The sequence below is a fragment of the Bacteroidota bacterium genome, assembly GCA_018266755.1.
In the GTDB taxonomy this organism is placed as follows: Bacteria; Bacteroidota; Ignavibacteria; order Palsa-1295; family Palsa-1295; genus JAFDZW01.
In genome coordinates, this window is record JAFDZW010000002.1 from 91,284 (window position 1) to 110,227 (window position 18,944).

At 55.9% G+C, this 18,944-nt stretch carries 12 protein-coding genes and 1 tRNA gene; 5 read left to right on the plus strand and 8 right to left on the minus strand.

Annotated features, from left to right (window positions below):
- Nucleotides 1-10: 10 nt before the first annotated feature.
- Nucleotides 11-1,636 carry a DUF1800 family protein gene (locus JSS75_02940; GenBank protein MBS1902639.1) on the minus strand — a complete coding sequence of 542 codons (1,626 nt, stop codon included), beginning with the start codon at nucleotides 1,634-1,636 and terminating at the stop codon, nucleotides 11-13.
- Nucleotides 1,637-1,809: 173 nt separating this feature from the next.
- On the opposite strand from JSS75_02940, the gene JSS75_02945 reads away from it, so the two are divergent.
- Both JSS75_02945 and JSS75_02950 read left to right on the plus strand, forming a co-directional pair.
- Nucleotides 1,810-1,891, plus strand: a tRNA-Leu gene (locus tag JSS75_02945).
- A 125-nt stretch (nucleotides 1,892-2,016) separates the two neighbouring features.
- Entirely contained in the window at nucleotides 2,017-2,610 is a 594-nt protein-coding gene (locus JSS75_02950) for a dihydrofolate reductase family protein (GenBank protein MBS1902640.1), read from the plus strand.
- A gap of 13 nt (nucleotides 2,611-2,623) precedes the next feature.
- Here JSS75_02950 and JSS75_02955 read toward each other — a convergent pair whose 3' ends face one another.
- Both JSS75_02955 and JSS75_02960 read right to left on the minus strand, forming a co-directional pair.
- Nucleotides 2,624-3,598 (minus strand): deoxyhypusine synthase family protein, encoded by a 975-nt coding sequence (locus tag JSS75_02955; GenBank protein MBS1902641.1) that lies wholly within the window; start codon nucleotides 3,596-3,598, stop codon nucleotides 2,624-2,626.
- Between the two features lie 40 nt (nucleotides 3,599-3,638).
- Nucleotides 3,639-5,093 carry a hypothetical protein gene (locus JSS75_02960; protein ID MBS1902642.1) on the minus strand — a complete coding sequence of 485 codons (1,455 nt, stop codon included), beginning with the start codon at nucleotides 5,091-5,093 and terminating at the stop codon, nucleotides 3,639-3,641.
- Nucleotides 5,094-5,188: 95 nt separating this feature from the next.
- On the opposite strand from JSS75_02960, the gene JSS75_02965 reads away from it, so the two are divergent.
- Nucleotides 5,189-7,798 (plus strand): leucine--tRNA ligase, encoded by a 2,610-nt coding sequence (locus JSS75_02965; protein ID MBS1902643.1) that lies wholly within the window; start codon nucleotides 5,189-5,191, stop codon nucleotides 7,796-7,798.
- 6 nt (nucleotides 7,799-7,804) lie between these two features.
- Here the strand turns inward: JSS75_02965 and JSS75_02970 are convergent, their stop codons facing one another.
- Entirely contained in the window at nucleotides 7,805-8,524 is a 720-nt protein-coding gene (locus tag JSS75_02970) for a lipoate--protein ligase family protein (GenBank protein ID MBS1902644.1), read from the minus strand.
- A gap of 252 nt (nucleotides 8,525-8,776) precedes the next feature.
- Here JSS75_02970 and JSS75_02975 point away from each other — a divergent pair, with 252 nt between their 5' ends.
- On the plus strand, nucleotides 8,777-9,874 hold the full coding sequence (locus tag JSS75_02975) for an LptF/LptG family permease (GenBank protein ID MBS1902645.1): 1,098 nt from the start codon (nucleotides 8,777-8,779) through the stop codon (nucleotides 9,872-9,874).
- An 86-nt stretch (nucleotides 9,875-9,960) separates the two neighbouring features.
- Complete coding sequence (locus JSS75_02980; GenBank protein ID MBS1902646.1) at nucleotides 9,961-13,818, plus strand: T9SS type A sorting domain-containing protein; 3,858 nt, start codon at nucleotides 9,961-9,963, stop codon at nucleotides 13,816-13,818.
- 78 nt (nucleotides 13,819-13,896) lie between these two features.
- Here JSS75_02980 and JSS75_02985 read toward each other — a convergent pair whose 3' ends face one another.
- The 4 genes from JSS75_02985 to JSS75_03000 all read right to left on the minus strand — a co-directional run bounded on the left by JSS75_02985 (nucleotide 13,897) and on the right by JSS75_03000 (nucleotide 18,922).
- The gene (locus JSS75_02985; GenBank protein ID MBS1902647.1) at nucleotides 13,897-15,927 is read right to left on the minus strand and encodes a T9SS type A sorting domain-containing protein; all 2,031 of its coding nucleotides are present in this window, start codon (nucleotides 15,925-15,927) and stop codon (nucleotides 13,897-13,899) included.
- Nucleotides 15,928-16,017: 90 nt separating this feature from the next.
- The gene (locus JSS75_02990) at nucleotides 16,018-17,772 is read right to left on the minus strand and encodes a long-chain fatty acid--CoA ligase (GenBank protein MBS1902648.1); all 1,755 of its coding nucleotides are present in this window, start codon (nucleotides 17,770-17,772) and stop codon (nucleotides 16,018-16,020) included.
- Nucleotides 17,773-17,833: 61 nt separating this feature from the next.
- Entirely contained in the window at nucleotides 17,834-18,427 is a 594-nt protein-coding gene (locus tag JSS75_02995; protein MBS1902649.1) for a 2'-5' RNA ligase family protein, read from the minus strand.
- Between the two features lie 12 nt (nucleotides 18,428-18,439).
- A complete protein-coding gene (locus JSS75_03000) occupies nucleotides 18,440-18,922 on the minus strand; it encodes a hypothetical protein (GenBank protein ID MBS1902650.1) in 483 nt (160 codons plus the stop codon).
- Nucleotides 18,923-18,944 lie beyond the last annotated feature (22 nt).

An 18,944-nucleotide genomic window follows, 5' to 3' on the forward strand; every position in this document is an offset into this window, starting at 1 on the left:
GGGGGGGGAGTTAAGCAAGTTGGAATTCAGGCGAACTCAGGAGTTCAAAGATGATGCGTCGCAAGGGTTGGACGCGTGCGGCATCGCTCAGGCTCTGCCATTCATACGGATGAAGGACGCCGCTCGATGCGACGATCTGCTGCAGCCGTGCGTCGTCAACCGGCAGACCAAGCAACACAGCATTCATCTCGCCGACGAGTACCGTGAGGTCCGAGTCGTACGCATCGAACTGCCTGGACCATGCGGTGATCTGATCGTCGGTGTACGGGATCCAGTCGAAGTTATAGCCGGTGCGTGGGTTGCACCATTGCCCTTGTATCATGCCGTCGATGGCGACGGACTTCGCGAACGTCTCGATTCGCTTCGGAAGCGTTGCGGTGTTGAGCCACGTGCGGTAGCCTTCCCACCCTTTAACGTTCGTTGGGTTGCCGATGAACATGCCTGTGTCCTGACCATACCACCAAAAATTTCCCGAAGCGTAGAACGAGATCGGCACATTCATCTTGCGACACAGACTCACCATGAACTCGTACGGCGACTTGATGGCTGCCCCACGGTGGATTGGATCGAAGAAGTGCTCGCTCTTGAACAGGAGCTTGAGCATCGGCTTGAGCTCCCAATCCGAAGCGATGAGGGTATCGGCGAGCTGTTGGATCAGTTCATCGCTCGATGGCGGCAGATCGCCCATGTAGATGAAGGAGCGGTATATCTTCTTTGCGATGTGCCATGCAATCGCAGGTCCGCGCTGTTCGAAAAGCAGGTCGATAACATCGGCCTCGATCCTCGGGTCGTTCGCTGCTGCAAGTCCGTACACTTTGGGAGCCGAGCCCCAGAGGCTTCGCCTGGTCTTGAAGTCGAAATAGTAATCCGCGAAGTACGGCGGCATGACGTTCGGCGACGGTTCTTCGAACCGGAATCGCCAGCCTGCGAGACAGTGTGCGAGGTTGCGCACATCGTCCTGTGTGTAGTTCTTGTTGCCGTTGCGGTCTGCGATGCCCATTGTGAAGAGCTCCATGAGTTCGCGAGCATAGTTCTCGTTGATCGTGTCCTCCTCGTTCCAGATGTTGTCGAGATACTTCAGCATCGCGGGCATGATGGTCACATCCTTGACCATCTGTTTGAAGTTGCCCCACGCGTTGCGCCGAAGGTAGTCGTGGTATCGCCACTCGTGTACGACGTAATACACTTTGACCTCTTCGACCACAAAATGATTGTGCCAGAAGAGCTGGAGCTTCTCGCGTAACTGCACCGGACTCTGCATGAGCTGCAAGCCCCACCACATGTGCAGATCGTGTTTTGCGTCATGCTGCAGCACATCTTCGGCATGAGCCGTAGGGTAATCCGGTCCTCTGTACGGCATTGCGTACATCCATCGTTCGTAGTCTGGTGGCGGTTCGGGCATCGCCGAGGTGACGAGCGTATCGTCCATCAGCGCATCGATCAGGTCATGCGGACTCATCGCCAATGCGGCCTGAAGATCGGCCATGGTTGCACCGAAGCCCAGGCGATTGTAGAGATGATTTGCCGCACTGAGGTCCCAGGGATTCGTTGCATCCGGCGTCCACAGCATCAAGGAAGAGGTGCCCGACTGAGGTCGTGCACTCGTGAACGATCGAAGGAATGTTCGTCTGTCCATGTACAAGAAATTTCACGTTACGTAATAGACAACTTACTACCGAATTCGGCAGGATCAAAGCAAGGCATCTCTCAGTGACCTACTTGACCGTGACAATTCGTCGCACAGGAAGGGCTTCGGCCATCGCGGGAACAACCCGCGCACGGAGCCTGTTGTGCGTGTCCATTTTCATTGCGGGAGTGGCGAAATTGGCAGACGCACCATCTTGAGGGGGTGGCGCCGTGAGGCATGCGGGTTCAAGTCCCGCCTCCCGCACATTATCATCAGTTGCCATACTGATCGTTTTTGTTGCTGTATTCTCCCCACGCGTCGCACTTCCAACCTTACAGGTGTAGCGCACACGTTTTCCCGATTTTTTTACTGTACAAAAGGAAGCTGCCATGAGAAGAATAATCGTCCCATCCTTTATTACCTTAGACGGAGTATTGCAAGCGCCCGGTGGGCCTGACGAAGATACAACAAGCGGGTTTAAGTATGGCGGTTGGTCTGCGCCATACGCCGATGAGGATTCCGGTAAGCTCATGCTCGAGCAGATGGGCCCGACAGACCTCCTCTTGGGCAGAAAAACATTTGAGATATTCGCTAACTACTGGCCAACACATGCGGATATGTGGCCCGGGATCAACGATGTCACCAAGTACTGCTTGAGCAACACGCTCACGAAGTCGGATTGGGCTCATTCCGTCTTCCTCAAGACTGTGACGGACATCCAGAACCTCAAGAATTCCGACGGCCCAGACCTCAAGGTATGGGGCAGCGGCCAACTCGTACAGTTATTACTCCAACACGACCTCGTCGATGAGCTTTGGCTGAAGATCTACCCCGTGACCCTTGGCCAGGGAAAGAAATTGTTTGAGAGTGGTACCATCCCTGCCGCATTTACACTCACAAAAAGTGCCGTCACCCCCAAAGGAGTGATCTTTGCCAACTACACACGGGCCGGGAAAGTAGAGACCGGCGACTTCGGAGCGTAATGCCGATCCGTCGTTACCAGCCGAGTATGTACGAGAACATCAGTGGTGCGCAGATACTGGCATCCGATTCGACGATGAACTTCGGCGTGTCGATACCGAGCTTACCCCAGGTGATCTTCTCGTTCGGCACCGCGCCGCTGTAGGAGCCGTACGAAGTGGTCGAGTCCGAGATCTGGCAGAAGTAGCTCCAGAACGGGATGTCGTGCATCTCGAGGTCCTGATAGAGCATCGGCACAACACAGATCGGGAAATCGCCGGCGATGCCGCCGCCGATCTGGAAGAAGCCAACGCCTTTGCCGCCAGAATTCTTGATGTACCAATCGGCGAGCCACATCATGTACTCGATGCCCGACTTCATCACTGATGGCTTGAGCTCGCCCTTGATGCAATACGACGCAAAGATATTGCCCATCGTACTGTCTTCCCAACCCGGTACGATGATCGGCAAATTCTTCTCCGCTGCCGCGATCATCCAGGAGTCCTTGACGTCGATCTGATAGCTCTCCTTCATCACACCGGAGAGGAGCAGCTTGTACATATACTCGTGTGGGAAGTAGCGTTCGCCGCTTTCCTGCGCATCGGTCCAAAGCTTATGGATATGCTTCTGAATGTGGCGAAATGCCTCCTCTTCCGGGATGCAGGTATCGGTCACGCGGTTGAATCCGCCTTCGAGCAATTCCCACTCGTCCTGCGGTGAAAGATCGCGGTAATGCGGCACACGCTTGTAGTGGTTGTGGGCGACGAGGTTCATGATGTCCTCTTCGAGGTTCGCGCCCGTGCAGGAGATGATCTGCACCTTGTCCTGACGGATCATCTCGGCAAGCGAGACGCCAAGCTCGGCGGTGCTCATCGCACCGGCGAGGGTGATCATCATCTTGCCGCCAGCATCGAGATGTGCGACGTATGCCTTCGATGCATCCACCAGTGCCGCAGCGTTGAAGTGGCGGTAGTGATGCAGAATAAAATCGGAGATCGGCTTATTGCTCATGTACTAATAATTCGACATTCAAAAATTAACTTCCCCCATCTCAGAAGCCTGCCTTGATCAACTGATCCGTGAGCTCCTTCGTGTAGGTCGGGTAGACCTCGCCGTAGAATGCACCGGTCGGGACCAACACGATCTCCCCGAAGCTCGTCGGATTGTCGGGGTCGAAACTGCTTGTGGCCTGTTGGGTGAATTCTTCGGGGTGGTTCGGGTCGTCAACATCATTGACGACGAGCGTAAAGCCAATGGCGGGATAGTCCTCGCGTTCGATGAGGTCGTTCGTACGCTTCTTCTTTCCCGGTTTCGATTCGTTGAAGAGCTGCTCGGCAGCGCGCGTCTCGTACGAATTGATGGGGTTGCCCTCATAACCCAAATACGCAAATGGGATGCGTGCCTTCAACGTATAGCCGTTCACCACGCCGTTCGCCGTATCGCGGATCACTGTGGCGCGGATGTTACCGAGCGCCTCACGCTGTACGTCGCTGAGCGCCACAACGCTCGAAGCCGCGACGCGTGGCGTCGTGCTCAGCACAGCAGGCAACGAGAACGTGACGTTATAGATCGTCGAGTCCGTCTTCGTTCGGAATTGCGGGATGCTTCCCTTCTTTTCCTTCGTGAAGTAACGGCTGTCGGTATTGAACGCATCGAACCACAGCGAGACGCGGTCGTTCTTCTCCATCTTCTCGTCGCCGCCCCAGACCTGATCGTCGCGGACGCTCACCGAGATATAGATATACTCATCGTCATACGCCGCCAGCGCACGGCGGATGGAGCAATCCTTCGCGTCGCGGCGGAAGCTGCCGCCTTTAGCGATGAACTGCTCGGAGTTGTCGCTCATGTCGTGGCCGTAGCCGGGATAGACGTAACGAAGACGGCTGTATGCGGGAAATGTGTAGAACTCCGAGTGCAGCATCGTCTGGTTGTCCTTTGTCGAGAAGAAGCTCTCTTTCGTACGGAGGTTCTCGTAGTTGCGATACAAGTCGTGCGCCATGGCTTTGTCTTTGCCCATAAGCGCGGGGATGTCCTCCTTGCGAGTCTCGAGCTCGTCGATCATCATCAGGTCGCCGGCGTAGTAGCTATATCCCTCTTGCCGCCAATGCGATTCGTCGAATTTCTGCAGCACGCTCACGACCGAGCCGTCGGTCGTCAGGCCGACCTCGATCGGCGTTTCGAAATAGGTATATTTTTTCTGGAAAACGTCGTGAAATTTGCCGTTCTCGTTGACGAGCAAATGAACTGTCACTTCTTGCTTGGGGTGAGACGTATTAAAGAGAGAGATGGCAAGATCGGGGAGCGTGTCGTTCGAGAAATCGCCGATGGCAAGGCCCCAGACGCGCTGGGCGTCGTAATCTTCGGGAATCGCTTCCTTGATCGACGCGCGAAGCGAGGGCGTGAATACCGAATCGAACCGCCCGTCAAGGCTATCGATCGGCATGCCCTGCGCCATCGCAAGCGACGGCAGGATGATAGCGGCGATCAGTACGAGAATTCGTCTCATTCGTGCGAAAATACGACTCGCATAACACCCCGTGGGAACTTTGAACTCCGCTCGAACCCTAACAAAAGACTATATTGTAGTGAATTAATACTCGAATGCCGTATCCGTTCAAAGAAATAGAATCCAAGTGGCAAGCCGAATGGCGGGGTCGTGACATCTTCCGCGTCACCGAGGACCCGACAAAGCCCAAATACTACGTGATGAGCATGCTCCCCTATCCGTCGGGGGCGGGGCTGCACATGGGCCACCCGATCGGCTACACCGCCTGCGACATTGTCGCTCGCTTCCGCCACATGGACGGATCGAACGTGCTGCATCCGATGGGCTGGGACGCGTTCGGGCTTCCGGCCGAGCAATACGCCGTCAAGAACAAGAAGCACCCGCGTGAGACGACGATTGCCAACATCGCGAACTTCCGGCGGCAGCTCGATATGCTCGGCTATTCGTACGATTGGTCACGCGAGATCGATTCCACCGATCCCAACTACTACAAATGGACACAGTGGATCTTCCTGAAGATCTACAACTCGTATTACGATACGACGGCGAACGCTGCGCGGCCGGTGGAGAACCTGATCGCTCACTTCGAGCGTCACGGCTCGATGCACATTCCGGCCGCCGTACCGAAAGACTTCAAGACGTTCAGCTCGACCGACTGGCAGCAGGGTAGCGGGAAGTTCAAAGCGGATGTGCTTTCGAACTTCCGACTTGCATACATTTCCGATGCACCGGTCAACTGGTGTCCGGAACTTGGTACCGTGCTCGCGAACGAAGAAGTTGCCGAACAGGAGGAGAAAGGCTTCACGGTCGTTCGCCGCAACATGCGGCAGTGGGTGCTGCGCATCACCGCATATGCAGAGCGCTTGCTCGAAGATATGGCTTTGCTCGACTGGCCGCATCACACCATTGAGCAGCAGCGCAACTGGATCGGCAAGAGTACGGGTGCGGAAGTTGATTTCCGCGTTCTGCATCACAACGAGAACATTCGCGTCTATACGACGCGCCCCGATACGATCTTCGGTGCGACATATATGGTATTGGCGCCCGAGCATCCGCTCGTCGATCACATCACCACACACGACCAAAAAGCAGCTGTCGAAGCATACAAGCAAAAAACTGCGACCAAGAGCGACCTCGAGCGCACAGAGCTTTCGAAGGAAAAGACCGGTGTCTTCACCGGCGCGTATGCCATCAACCCGGCGACGGAGAAACCGATCCCGATCTGGATCGCCGACTACGTCCTCATCGCCTACGGCACCGGCGCGATCATGGCTGTGCCGGGACACGACGAGCGCGACTTTGAGTTTGCGACGACGTTCGACTTGCCGGTCGTCAGAGTAGTCAGTAGCCAGGAGTCAGTAGCCAGTGAGGAGCCGCTTCCGTACTGCGAAGACGGCTATGCCATTAATTCCGGCATGATCAATGGTCTTCCGACTGCCGAAGCAAAAGAGAAGATCACGAAGCATTTTGTCGAGCTCGGTATCGGACAGCATTCGGTGAAGTATAAGCTGCGCGATTGGCTCTTCTCGCGTCAACGCTATTGGGGTGAGCCATTCCCGATTGTCTATGTGAATGACGGCGACGGCGAGTACGCGAAGGCCTTGCCGGCCGAATCACTTCCGGTCACGCTTCCGGACGTCAAGTCCTACAGCCCGAGCGGCACAGGCGAATCGCCGCTCTCGATCATCGACCATTGGGTCAACACCGTCGATCCGGAAACAGGCGCCGCAGCCAAGCGCGAGACGAACACCATGCCACAGTGGGCAGGCTCGTCGTGGTACTACCTGCGCTACGCTGACCCGAAGAACCCCACCGCGCCGATCTCGAAAGAGAACGATGCGTACTGGCAGCCGGTCGATCTCTACATCGGTGGCAACGAGCATGCGGTCACGCATTTGCTCTACTCACGCTTTTGGCATAAGGTGCTCTTCGATCACGGCATCGTCGGACATCCCGAGCCGTTCAAGCGCCTGTTTCATCAAGGCTTGCTCCTCGGTGAGAACGGCGCGAAGATGTCGAAGTCGCTCGGCAATGTCGTCAATCCCGATGATGTAGTGAAAGAGTACGGCGCCGACACGCTGCGCATGTACCTGATGTTCCTCGGACCTCTCGAACAAGGAGGACCGTGGAATACCAAAGGCATCGCTGGCGTGCATCGATTCCTCAACCGCCTCTGGCGTTTCGTCGCTGATGACGACGGCAACCCCGTCGAAGGTCGCGTGGCCGATATTGCGATGAGCGACGTACAAGAGCGCGTCATGCACCAGACGATCAAGAAGGTGCGTGAAGATATCGATGCGCTGCGACTCAACACCGCGATCAGCGCAATGATGATCTTCCTCAACGAAATTCCGAGCGACTCAGCCGCGCCGCGCGAAGCGGTCGAGGCCATCGTACGCCTCGCATCGCCGTTCGCTCCGCACATCACCGAAGAGATCTGGCAACGCCTCGGCCATGCCGAGCCGATCTACAACGCACCCTTCCCGACCTATGACGAGGCGAAGACGATCGAAAGCTCCGTCACGCTTATCCTGCAGGTCAATGGTAAGGTGCGCGACAAGCTCGACGTCCCGCGCGGCCTCTCGCGCGAAGACCTCGAGAAGTTCGCCACCGCAAGCGACAAAGTCCAGAAGCACGTCGGCACCGCCTCAATCAAGAAAGTGATCGTCGTGCCGGATAAGCTGGTGAATGTGGTGGTGGGGTAACGCTGCTCACTGAACAACGGAGAACGACAACTTCGCGAGCTGAGCGTTGATATCCTCATATCCGCCAAGCGTCGCCGATTCTTCGACCAAGAGAGAACGCATCTCCTGCTTCTCTTCTTCCGATATCTTCAGAAACTCCGGCAACCGCAAATGCTCGTCGCCGAGGAGGATCGAACCGTGTTGTAACACTGCGTTACCAAAGCGGCGCTGCGCCGAGCCGACGACCTTCTTGCCGTCAAGCGTGATCTCGTAGCGTGCCGTGCTCGTGAAGCAGGCGATGTTCGTCAGCGTACCGGGTTTGTATGCGTCTCGGATGGAGTCGGTATCGCGAGGCGAGGTGAGTTTCAGTCTGCCTCCGGCAAGCGGTTGCAACAGATCAAGCAACGCAACAGCGATCTTATTATGCACGGCATAGATGCCTTCGTTCGGTTCGAAGTGCATGATGACGGCATACGTCAGCTCTTCGGCATGATACACCGCCCTGCCGCCCGTCGGTCGGCGAACGACGTCCACCCCCGCACGCGCGCATGCTTCCAGATCGATCGAGGACTCGTCCTGCTTATACCCGAGCGAGATGGCATACGGCTTCCACGTATAGAGCCGCAGGAAGTTCGGCGCCGCGGGGTCGTCACGCAACCGCTCCGCCAACTCCAGGTCACGCGCCATGTGGTACGCCCCCGTGCGGTCGAGCTCGGTTTCAAATTGCCAGTTGCCGGTGTCGAACATGTGGGAGGGTAACACGAGAAGATGAAGTGTTATCCCGACCACCGCCCCGGGTTAAAACCTGGGTCTAATTTCATTCAGTCCTCTCGGACGAATTCATGCACGTCCTAACGGGACTGAAAGACACATAGCCCACGATTTTAATCGTGGGCGGTAGGTGGGTGACTTCAAGGGATCCCTGTCTTCGGTCGGAATGACTACGATGGTTTCTGAGCACCGAAACACCCCTGCCCTGTGTTGCGAATACCTTACGGCATGAGACTCATCGATCGCTATATCGTTCGTCAGTTCATTCTCTCGACCCTGGTGTCGCTGGCGGCGTTTATTATTCTCTTCGTGGCGATCGACATGATGGAGAAGCTCGATAAGTTCATCGATCACCAAGTGCCTTGGCACATGGTCGTCCTCTACTACGTGAACTTCACTCCGCAGATGATCTCGCTTGTGATGCCGATCTCGCTGCTGCTTGCGAGTTTGTTCACGACAGGCAAGATGTCGCAGCAATCGGAGATCGTTGCGCTGCGCTCGGCGGGGGTATCGCTCTACCGCTATATGCTACCGTTCCTCGTGATGGGGACCGTGATCAGCGTGTTCTTCATTTACTTTAACGGCTGGCTCCTGCCGCGGGCAAATGCGGTGGTAAGCGCGATGCAGCGCAAGTACGATCTTCCGGGCAACACATCGCTCGGTATCCAGTCGAACCTGCACCTACAGGAAGGCGTCGGCGAGGTCGTGACAATCGGCAACTTCCTGCCCGATGTTGCACGAGCAGATCGCATTAGTATCTATTTCTTCGATCCGAAAAACCCGACGCGCCTGTACCGCCGAATCGATGCCCCGCAAATGAAGTGGGACTCGACAAAACGCGAATGGGCTCTCTCGAACGCAACCGAACGCACCTTTACCGCGGACTCGTCGCAAATCGGTCTGCGCACACTGCCGGAAGACGCCTCTCATATTCACTTTACATTTACCCCGCTCGAACTGAAGGAACGCCAGTTGAAATACGAAGAACTGACGAACCCGCAACTTCAGCGACGGATCGCACTTGCACAGGAGGCAGGCATGGACACCGCACACGACGAGGTGGACTATTATTCCAAGTATTCGATGGCCTTTACTTCGTTCATCGTCGTACTCTTCGGGGTGCCGTTCGCCTCCCAGAAAAAACGAGGGGGGCTGGCGCTGGAATTCGCTGTTGCGATTGGAATTGCTTTCGCCTATATGGCATTTACTAAGGTATCGCAAACGTTCGGGTACACGGGTTCGGTCGATCCGATCCTCACCGCCTGGCTTGCGAACATCATATTCTTCGTCATCTCAATCGTGGTTGTCGGCCGCGTACAAAAGTAGCTTTCCCCCGAGAGCAACACCTCGAGCCACGGCGGCTGCGCTGGTATGACAATGTGTGTAGTTGTGGGGTTGTGTCACTCTCCTGTATGAACATTCGTACCCAATTAGTGGCCCGGGCGACCGCTGTGCTACTGCTATTGCTGGCCGCGCAATTCTCGGCGCATGCCCAGACACCCGTCATTGCGTATATCACTCCGGATATCGGCACACCGGGGATGAATACGTATGTCGAGATCATCGGACCGCACGGCCGAACGAACGGCTTTGGCACCGATAACATCTATACGAATAATCCCGGCGATGCTGTCCAGGTGGTCGTGGATAATCTCGACGATACCTCGACGATCCGTTTCGGCCCGTGTGTCGTCAGTTGGAACGGCCGCATGATCTCCACACAGGTCTTTGTAATGCCTTGGGTGAATGCGACAACGACCGATTGGGAAACCGGCATTAAAGTAGCGTTTCATGTAGTCGTTGGCGGGGTCTCTTCAAACTCGGATACATTCTACATCGTCAAGCCGCAGAATCTCGGTATCAATCATGTCTTCAGTTTCGGCGGACAGTTCGGCAGCGGTATTCAAAGCGGGGTCAATTACGGGCTGCGTTCGCGCCGCGGGGCAATGATCGTTGATAGTCTTATCGTACTTGGCTCCGGGACGTACGGAGTTTCGACTCAGGATTGCGACCCGATCATGAACGGCAACCAGGGCTATTTGCCACTGACGATGATCAGCAAGGGTCCGATCCGTCTTTCCGCTTCGTCCACTCTCTCCGTCAACGCGAAAGGTGTACACGGCGGAATTGGCGGCGGCGGTGGCGGCGACGGGCTTACCTGCGGGACGTTCGGAGGCGATGGATATACTGGTGGAGGCGGCAACGCGAACTGGCTCGATGCCTGCGGCGTCGGTGCACCCGGCCCACCGGAAGGAAACGGCACCGGGAGCACAACCGCATCGCTCAACGGCCTGCCGGGTGGTGGCACCAGCAGCCAGAACGAAGGTGGCGGCGGCGGCTCCGGCCATCCGTTCGGCGCAAGCGGAACCGCGGGAGGTGACGACAGCAATAACCCGCAACCCGTCAGTGCGGGATATGGTGGCGGCACCGGCGGACCGAATTGCTGTCCACCGCAAGAACAAGGCGGCGGTGGCGGCGGCGGTTATGGCTCGGCAGGAGCAGACGGGGGAAATTATAAAGGCGCCGGTTCGGGCGGATTCATTACAGGCAACAACGAGATCATCCCGCTCGCGGGCGGTTCTGGCGGCGGCGGCGGCAATGTCAATAGCACGGCGATCAGCGATGCCGGTTCGGGCGGTGGCGGCGGCGGTGCGATTGCACTCTTTGGCGTAACGACCACTGCAAGCGGAAGCATTACCGCAATCGGTGGAACAGGGACAAATTCACCGAACAACGGCGCAGGCGGTGGCGGAAGCGGCGGCGGCGTTGTGCTTGGTGCGAAGCTCTCACTCGCGGTAAATGCGATCGACGTTGCCGGCGGACCCGGCGGCGCGGGTCATCCCGTCGCCTCCGGGCAGGATGGCGGCATCGGCGGCGCAGGTCGCGCCCGCTTCGACGGACATGCGATCGGCGTAAAGCCCGTTGTCAATGCAAATGCCACTCAATATCATGGCCCCTCAACCGACTCATCGGGCTGGGTGAACAAAACGTTCACACTCACCGGCTCGGGAAATGGGAAGGATATTCGGATTTATGTCAAACCACTCTCTGGGAAATGGGCGCTCGCATCAACAGTAACCTCGTACCTCAACAACTGGAGCACGACGGTCACGCTTCCCGGAAGTGATACCATCTTCCTGCTTGCAGCAGTCCAGCAAGTTTCGTCGCCAAGTACAGCCCCATATACCAGCGAGCCGAACTGGGTGATGTCGCAGAGTGCCGCGAATATTCTGCATTCCTACTGTGCCGGACCTGCGCTGGCACTCTCCGAACAGAAGATCGACCTCGGCAGCGTCAGCATTTGCTCGGAAATTTTCGATACCATCATCGTGACGAATACCGGGTGCGACACGGCTCATCTGTCAAAAAAGCTCGATGATCTCAGTATCGGTGCATCGTTCGTGCGCACGGGCGTAACGGTACTGCCGAGCGGTGAGAGGGATACTGTCATTCTTCGCTTCAAACCGATTAAAGTCGGGGCTGTTTCGACAAACCTTCACATTACGCTCGATCACGGTGATAGTGTGCTCGTACTGACAGCGCTCGGTACAAGTGGAGACACTGCACTGACGCCATCCCCGCGCACGCTCAACTTCGATACCGTCTCGATCTGTTCACAACTGACACGTTCGATCCTCCTGTCGAACACCGGTTGCGATTCTGTCACGGTAACGAATGTCAGCGCACCGACGCTCGGCGATTTTACACTTGGCAATTCGCTCGTCGGTCGCAAGTTGCATGTCGGCGATACCGTCTCGCTCGTTTGCACCGAGTCAGGGACCGGAGCTGGGACGAAACTCGACTCCGTGGAGATCACCGTACAAAATGCGGCGGGCATTCCACAGACCATCACTGCATATCTGAGTATCACGATCGTGCCGCGGCAACGACTACTGTCGTTTAATCCGAATGTTCGTCTCGATAGTCTCGCACCCTGTACCCCATTCGACACCACGATCTGGATCACAAATCTCGGTGTATGCGACACGCTTGATTTTTCAAGTATCACGACGAGCGGCTTTGTACAACTCTCCGCGAGCGCTGCAGTGCCGAAGCGGATCGTACCCGGCGACTCGTTCCCGATCTCGGTGCATGTCACCGGAGCGAATTTCATGACCGGCACTGCGACTGTACGGATGCAAGGAGGTAATTTCGATACGACATTCGTGATCCAAACGACCGGACGCGTTTCGGGAGCTCCGTTCGTACTCACGATTTCCGACAGCGTGTTTGCTTCGACATTCTGTCACACGGCTACCGAGAGATTTACGATTCGTAACACAAGTTGCAATCCGGTCACGATCGACACAACATTCTTGGCCGGATCGAGACAATATTATTTTATACCTGTGCCGACAACTCCGGCAACCATCCAGCCTGGCGATTCGCTGCCGCTCATCATTGTCTTCGATCCGACCATCACCGGCGATTCGCTCGGCACGCTTACGTATCGCTCATCGCAGTATGGTATTCGTCGGACCATCGGGTTACGCGGCTTCCTATCGAGCGAACACCAGAGCGCCGGTGTAACGATCGCGATCGATCCGACGTCGAAATCTGTGGTGAAGACGGGCGAAACAGTCGTGGCGAATCTTTCGCTTGCAAACGCGATCTCTGCCGGAATCCCTGTTACGTCGGTACAGATCGGGCTGGACTATAATACCGATCTGCTCGATGTCGTTGCGACCAATGTAATCGGCATGCCGGGTTTCCAACTGACAAACTATTCTCCGAGAAAGAGCGGTATGGATCTGAGTTTCTCCCGCACCTCCAGCGGCGCAGTGGCAGCCGGAGCACCGATCTCGAAGATCACGTTCACCGCGATGCTGACAGATACAGATAAGACAACAGTTCGTGTTTCGTCCGTCGGCTTTAATAATAATGATTCACTCTTCGATGTCTGCGTTCTCGTACCGCAAAGCGGCTCGTCGTTCGATGTTGCACTCAGTGACTTCTGCGGCAAGCCGACACTCCTAAAGTATCTAAAGAGCGGAGTGCTCGTCATCGAAAATGTACGGATCGCTCCTGATCCGGTTCAGATCACTTCTTCGTCGCTGACGGTGTCGTTCGATCTTCACCTTGCATCGATGGTGGAGGTTTCGATCGCCGATGTGCTCGGAAAGAGTATCTACCGTCAGATCGTGAACGAGTCTTCTGCCGGAAGTAAGCAGTATCGGATACCGACTGCAACACTTCCTAGCGGCACCTACATCGTCCGATTGCGCACCCCTTCCCAGGTCGTGAGTGTTCCGATAGTAGTCGCACGATAGAGTTGATGAGAAAAACAAATGGGGTCGAGACCGCATCCGGTCTCAACCCCATTTGCTTATATCCCCGTTGTATCTCTGTTAGTCTTTTCGCACGAATATCTTCGTCGATACCGGCATCCCCTCACCAACGGCACGTATGAAATACACCCCGTTGGGTACCGATGCAAAATTCCAGTCACACCGAGAGGTACCGGCAGCGCCGACGCCATCTGCAAGCGTGGCGATCACTCTTCCTTGTACATCCAGGACTTCAATCCGAACACGCGCACTGTTCGCATGCTCGAGGACGATCGTCGCGACAGTCCCGGCCTCGGGATAGATGACAGAGATGTTATCCGATAACTGGTGGCTTGACACTCCGGCATCGTTAAACCCGCCGTTCGACACCGCACTCGCACCGTAGGCGAGGTTTAAGTAATTACCGCTCTTCGTCGATTCATCGCGGACACCACGCACGAGATAGTATGCCGTATCTGCCAGCGGCGATGCATCCGTAAATGTCCCCGCAGCGATCGGTTGCGGCGTGAGCAACGTCATGTGATTCGATCGCACCGAAGCACGGTACACATTATATCCACGGAGTGCCGCATCCTGGGGCCAGACAAGCGTAACGGAATTCGCCGCGTGATCTTCCGAAAGCGTGAGCGAATTTGGCGCCACAAACGGGCGCATGCGCAGGGTCGGGTCACCCATCAGCGCCTCATGGACTTGCCAAGCCACCGCGCCAGCGCTAATAATATTGGCGTCGAAGTCGCTGACGTTGTTCTGCGTCAGCAGTGCGCAGTCACCCGTTGTATGGCCGAGGCCCATCGGGAAGAACAGCCAGTACGGACGCCCCGACCATGCACACACGAGCGAATGATCGTTACACAACGGCGCACGCAGAAAATTGTCCGAGACGTTCCAGTCGCCGAAGTAACTCCCGAAAAGCATGGTGAAGATCGCATTTACGGGCTTCGATGCAAAATCAGTCGTAGCTCCGACACCCGATGCACCTTGATCCCAGCCGCCGCCGCACCCATACGCCCAGAGGTAGTTGTCGGTTGCAAGCGTGGTAAAGAAATCGACGGCATGAATACTATCGGCTCCGACGAGCGGCGCAAAATTTCTCCACCCGCTGGCAGCGAATGCTTCGCCGCTCATGTAACCGAAGTTGTCGTCGATCAGCCCGCGTTCCGGTGCGGTCAATGCTCCGGTTCGATAGGCATGATCCTTATCGAGGTACTGCTTCAGGAGATCTTTTTCGCTCTTTGAGAACGAGGACATATTACTGAGGTCTACTCTGCCGATCTTCAACACGAGCTCAGATGGTGTTTGGACTTGATCGTATTTCCCGTCCGATGCGATATTATATTGGGCATCACGCACACGAGTGCCATTCTGTATAGAATCTTCGTAGTTGTCGTCCGTCCAATCGATTAAGTCGTCATCACCGTAGTACACATCGGCCGGCCATGCACCATAATGATTCGGGTGACCGTCCGGGTTCATAAATCCAGAGTATGGGACGGGAACATGCCCGAAGAGAAATACGGTCGAGACATGATCCGGGTCTTTCTCATAGACCGAGTTGATCGTAGCTTTAATCTCTTCAACACTCGTATTCCTCCCGACCGGAATACGCGTAACGAGCATTCCTTCGTTTCGCAGATCGTTCACGAGACGCGAAAGCTCGCCAGACAGTGCGGACGCATAGGTTGTATCCAACACCAGCAGGCACCGACCCGGATCATCGCCGACGCGAACTCCGATGCCCGAGCGAACGTAACCGTATTGTGTCATCGCGGAACCGTTGATCTTCGTCGACTTCATCAGCCGATACTCGTACTCCGTACCTACAACGACAGTAGTATCGACGAAAAACGAATCTTTGACGAGCGTCGGACGACGGAGCGCTCCCCAGCTGGTTGCATCCGGCGAACGCCGATAGACCGACATCGACGTCGTCAGCGTATCCTTTGGCCAATGGAGCACGATCCGTGCCGGCGATTTCGTAACAGTTGCTTCGACCAGAACGACACGATCGACGGAATTCTGTGCCCGAACGGTACGAATACTTAGACCCAACAGGGCGGCAAGTACGATGACGATCAGATGACGTAGTTTCATAGGTTAAGAGAACGAAGCATAAATGGTACACAGAGCGTTTCGACAAACTTTTCGAAACAACACAACACTCGTTCCGGAATCAACACCGACTCATTCAGCATGACTCCGGCGATCGGCGTACATCCCTTCGATCAAGTCAGCATAACGGCGCTCCACTTCCTTTCGTCGCACCTTGAGCGTCGGGGTGAGCATACCGTTCTCAAGCGTGAACGGCTCGGCCAATAGCTCGAAGCGTCGAATCTTTTCGTAACCGGCAAGTTCGCGATTGATGCGAGCAAGTTCCTGTTCGATCTGGTGTCGAGCGGTTGCCGGGTCGGCGATCGCTTCATGATTCGGCACGATGAGCGCCGAACAAAAATCTCGTAGTTCGCCAAGCACGACGACTTGATCGATCAGAGGCGACGATTCGATCATCGATTCGATCGGTGCAGGTGCGATATTCTTGCCGTTGGCGAGGATGATGAGATGTTTTTTTCGGTCGGTGATACGAATGCGTCCCTGCTCGTCGCATACACCGATATCGCCGGTGTGCAGCCATCCGTCGGCATCGATCATCTGCCTCGTTGCGTGCTCGTCGCGGTAATACCCTTTCATGACGTTTTCCCCTCGCACGAGGATCTCGCCATCATCGGCAATGCGTACCTCGACCCCATCGATGGGATGTCCGACTGTTCCCCACCGCACCGATCCTTCCCGGTTGACGGCGACAACCGGCGACGTCTCGGTCAAGCCGTATCCTTCCAGAATGGTAATGCCCAGCGCCGCAAACGCACGACCGAGTTCGGGTTTGAGCGCGGCGCCACCGCTGAAGATAAAGCGAATCTTCCCGCCCGTCCGCTCCCGGACTTTCTTCAGTACGAGTGTGTCCGCGATCGGATAGAGCGCTCGCGTCAATATTCCGACTCGTTCGCCTTCCAATGGCTTAGCGTATTTCGCACCCACACGCATTCCCCAATCGAAAATATACCGACGAGTCGGCGTCAGCGATGCACGCGTGGCGTCGATCCGCGAGTACACTCGCTCAAAGAAGCGAGGCACGGCGGTCATGACGGTCGGTTTGATCTCGACAAGATTGCGTGCCACGGAATCGATCGACTCGGCGTACGCAACCTGCAACCCAACGCTGAATTTGAGATAGGACGCAACGCGCTCGAACCCATGAGATAGCGGCAAAAACGAAAGAAATATATCGTCTTTGTCCACTGCCGGAATTGCTGCTCGAGACGCTGCAACGTTCGAGACCAGATTTCGATGTGTCAACATTACCCCTTTCGGCACTCCGGTCGTTCCACTCGTATAAATGATCGTAACGACATCATCCGGAGTAACGTCAGCATACGATGCAGTCGTCCCTGCAAACTCCGTTTCGAGTTTCGAGAAATGCTCGAAGCGTACGCGTTCATGTGTCGGAAGCTGTACCGTATCGTCCATCACGATCACCGATTCCAACAACGGCAGTTGATCAATGACGGCGAGTATCTTGCGCAGTTGATACTCGGAAGAAACAACGGCGAGCTTCGCCTGCGAATGTTCTACGATATATTGAGTCTGGTGTGAGGTAAGCGTCGGAAACACCGGCACGCTGATTGCGCCGAGAATGATCGAGGCGAAGTCGGTAATCATCCACTCCGGTCGCGATTCGCTTGCGATCAGAATCCGGTCGCCGCGTTGGATGCCGAGCGCGTGCAATGCTGCTGCAAAGGCAATCGATCTGCGGGTGAATTCACCATACGTCAGCATGCGGTATGGTTCGTCTCGAACGACCTTATAGAGAATGTACGGACAGGACGCGAAGCGATCGTCACTTCGTTCTCGGAATATGTCCTGTAGTGTTTTGTTCGTCATTCTGGGTGCTGTGCCCTCCCCCATTACGTAAGCACCCAACCCACGGTGAATGTTCCGGCAACTATTCCGAAGATGCAAGCCGGGCGCTCGTCACCTCCACCCACCGCCCATCGTGTCGGAGCAAGACGATCGACTCCACAGAGAATTGCCGCTCGAACGGCCTCTTTTCGTACTCGGGCCACGCATGCTGAAAGCCCGCATGGGTCAGATCGCGGTAGCCGATCGTAATATGCGGATGAAATTCGTCATGCGACTGTCGGGGCGTCAGCAAGGGGAAATGCAATCGAAATGCATCCTTGAGCGCATCACGCATGTGCATCAGCGGTTCGCTCTCGATGGGACGAACGTAGATCACACGTTCACGGAATTGTCCAAAGCCGTGAATGTCGATCGTAAAATGAGAACGAGTGGCCGCAAATTCTGTCGTAAACTTGATGAGTTGATGCTCTTCTTCATGTTCGGACTCGAATGGCGGGATCAGCGTAATGTGAACCGGTCGCCGAAGCGCTTCGTGCGTGTCATAGCGTTCGGCGATCTCCTTCTGCAATGCCCGAACTTCGTCGTAGAATGGTTGCGGAGGAACGATGGCGAACATATAGAGGCTGCGCGAGGGTCTCCACCCCGCCAGCGGTGTTCGTAGTCGATCCTCTACCATCGTAGCATGAGGTTATTTCAATGACTTGGGCGTACCAACCACGGTTGCGATATTGTCTTTGTTTTGGATGGTGATCTCCTCGACATTCCCAATTCGATACGTGAACCACCAACAGCGTTCGCCGGGCCCCTTGGCTACTTTGAGCAACGCAATCTCTTTTGCGTAACTACGTCCGTTCTTCGTCGCGGCAACATACTGTCTGGTGAGCCTCTCCGCAGCCGACTGCTCGGGCGTTAGCTCGATCATCGCTGCAGCCTTTGTCGCTGTCGTTGCCGTCGCGGCGGCCCCGCCGGCAGCGGCGCCTGCCAAGCCGGAAGTCATCGAACCGTCGTCGGATTCATCGTCATCGACTGTCGGCGTGCTCGGCGAGGGAGGCGGCAATGCCGGCGCAGACGCACTCGAGGCGCTTTGTTGCGGCGGTTGTGGTTGCTCTTGCTTTTGCGAACACCCCCAAAGCAATACTGCGAATACAGAACAGAAGAATAGTTGTTTCATCATTGTACAAATCGAACCGATA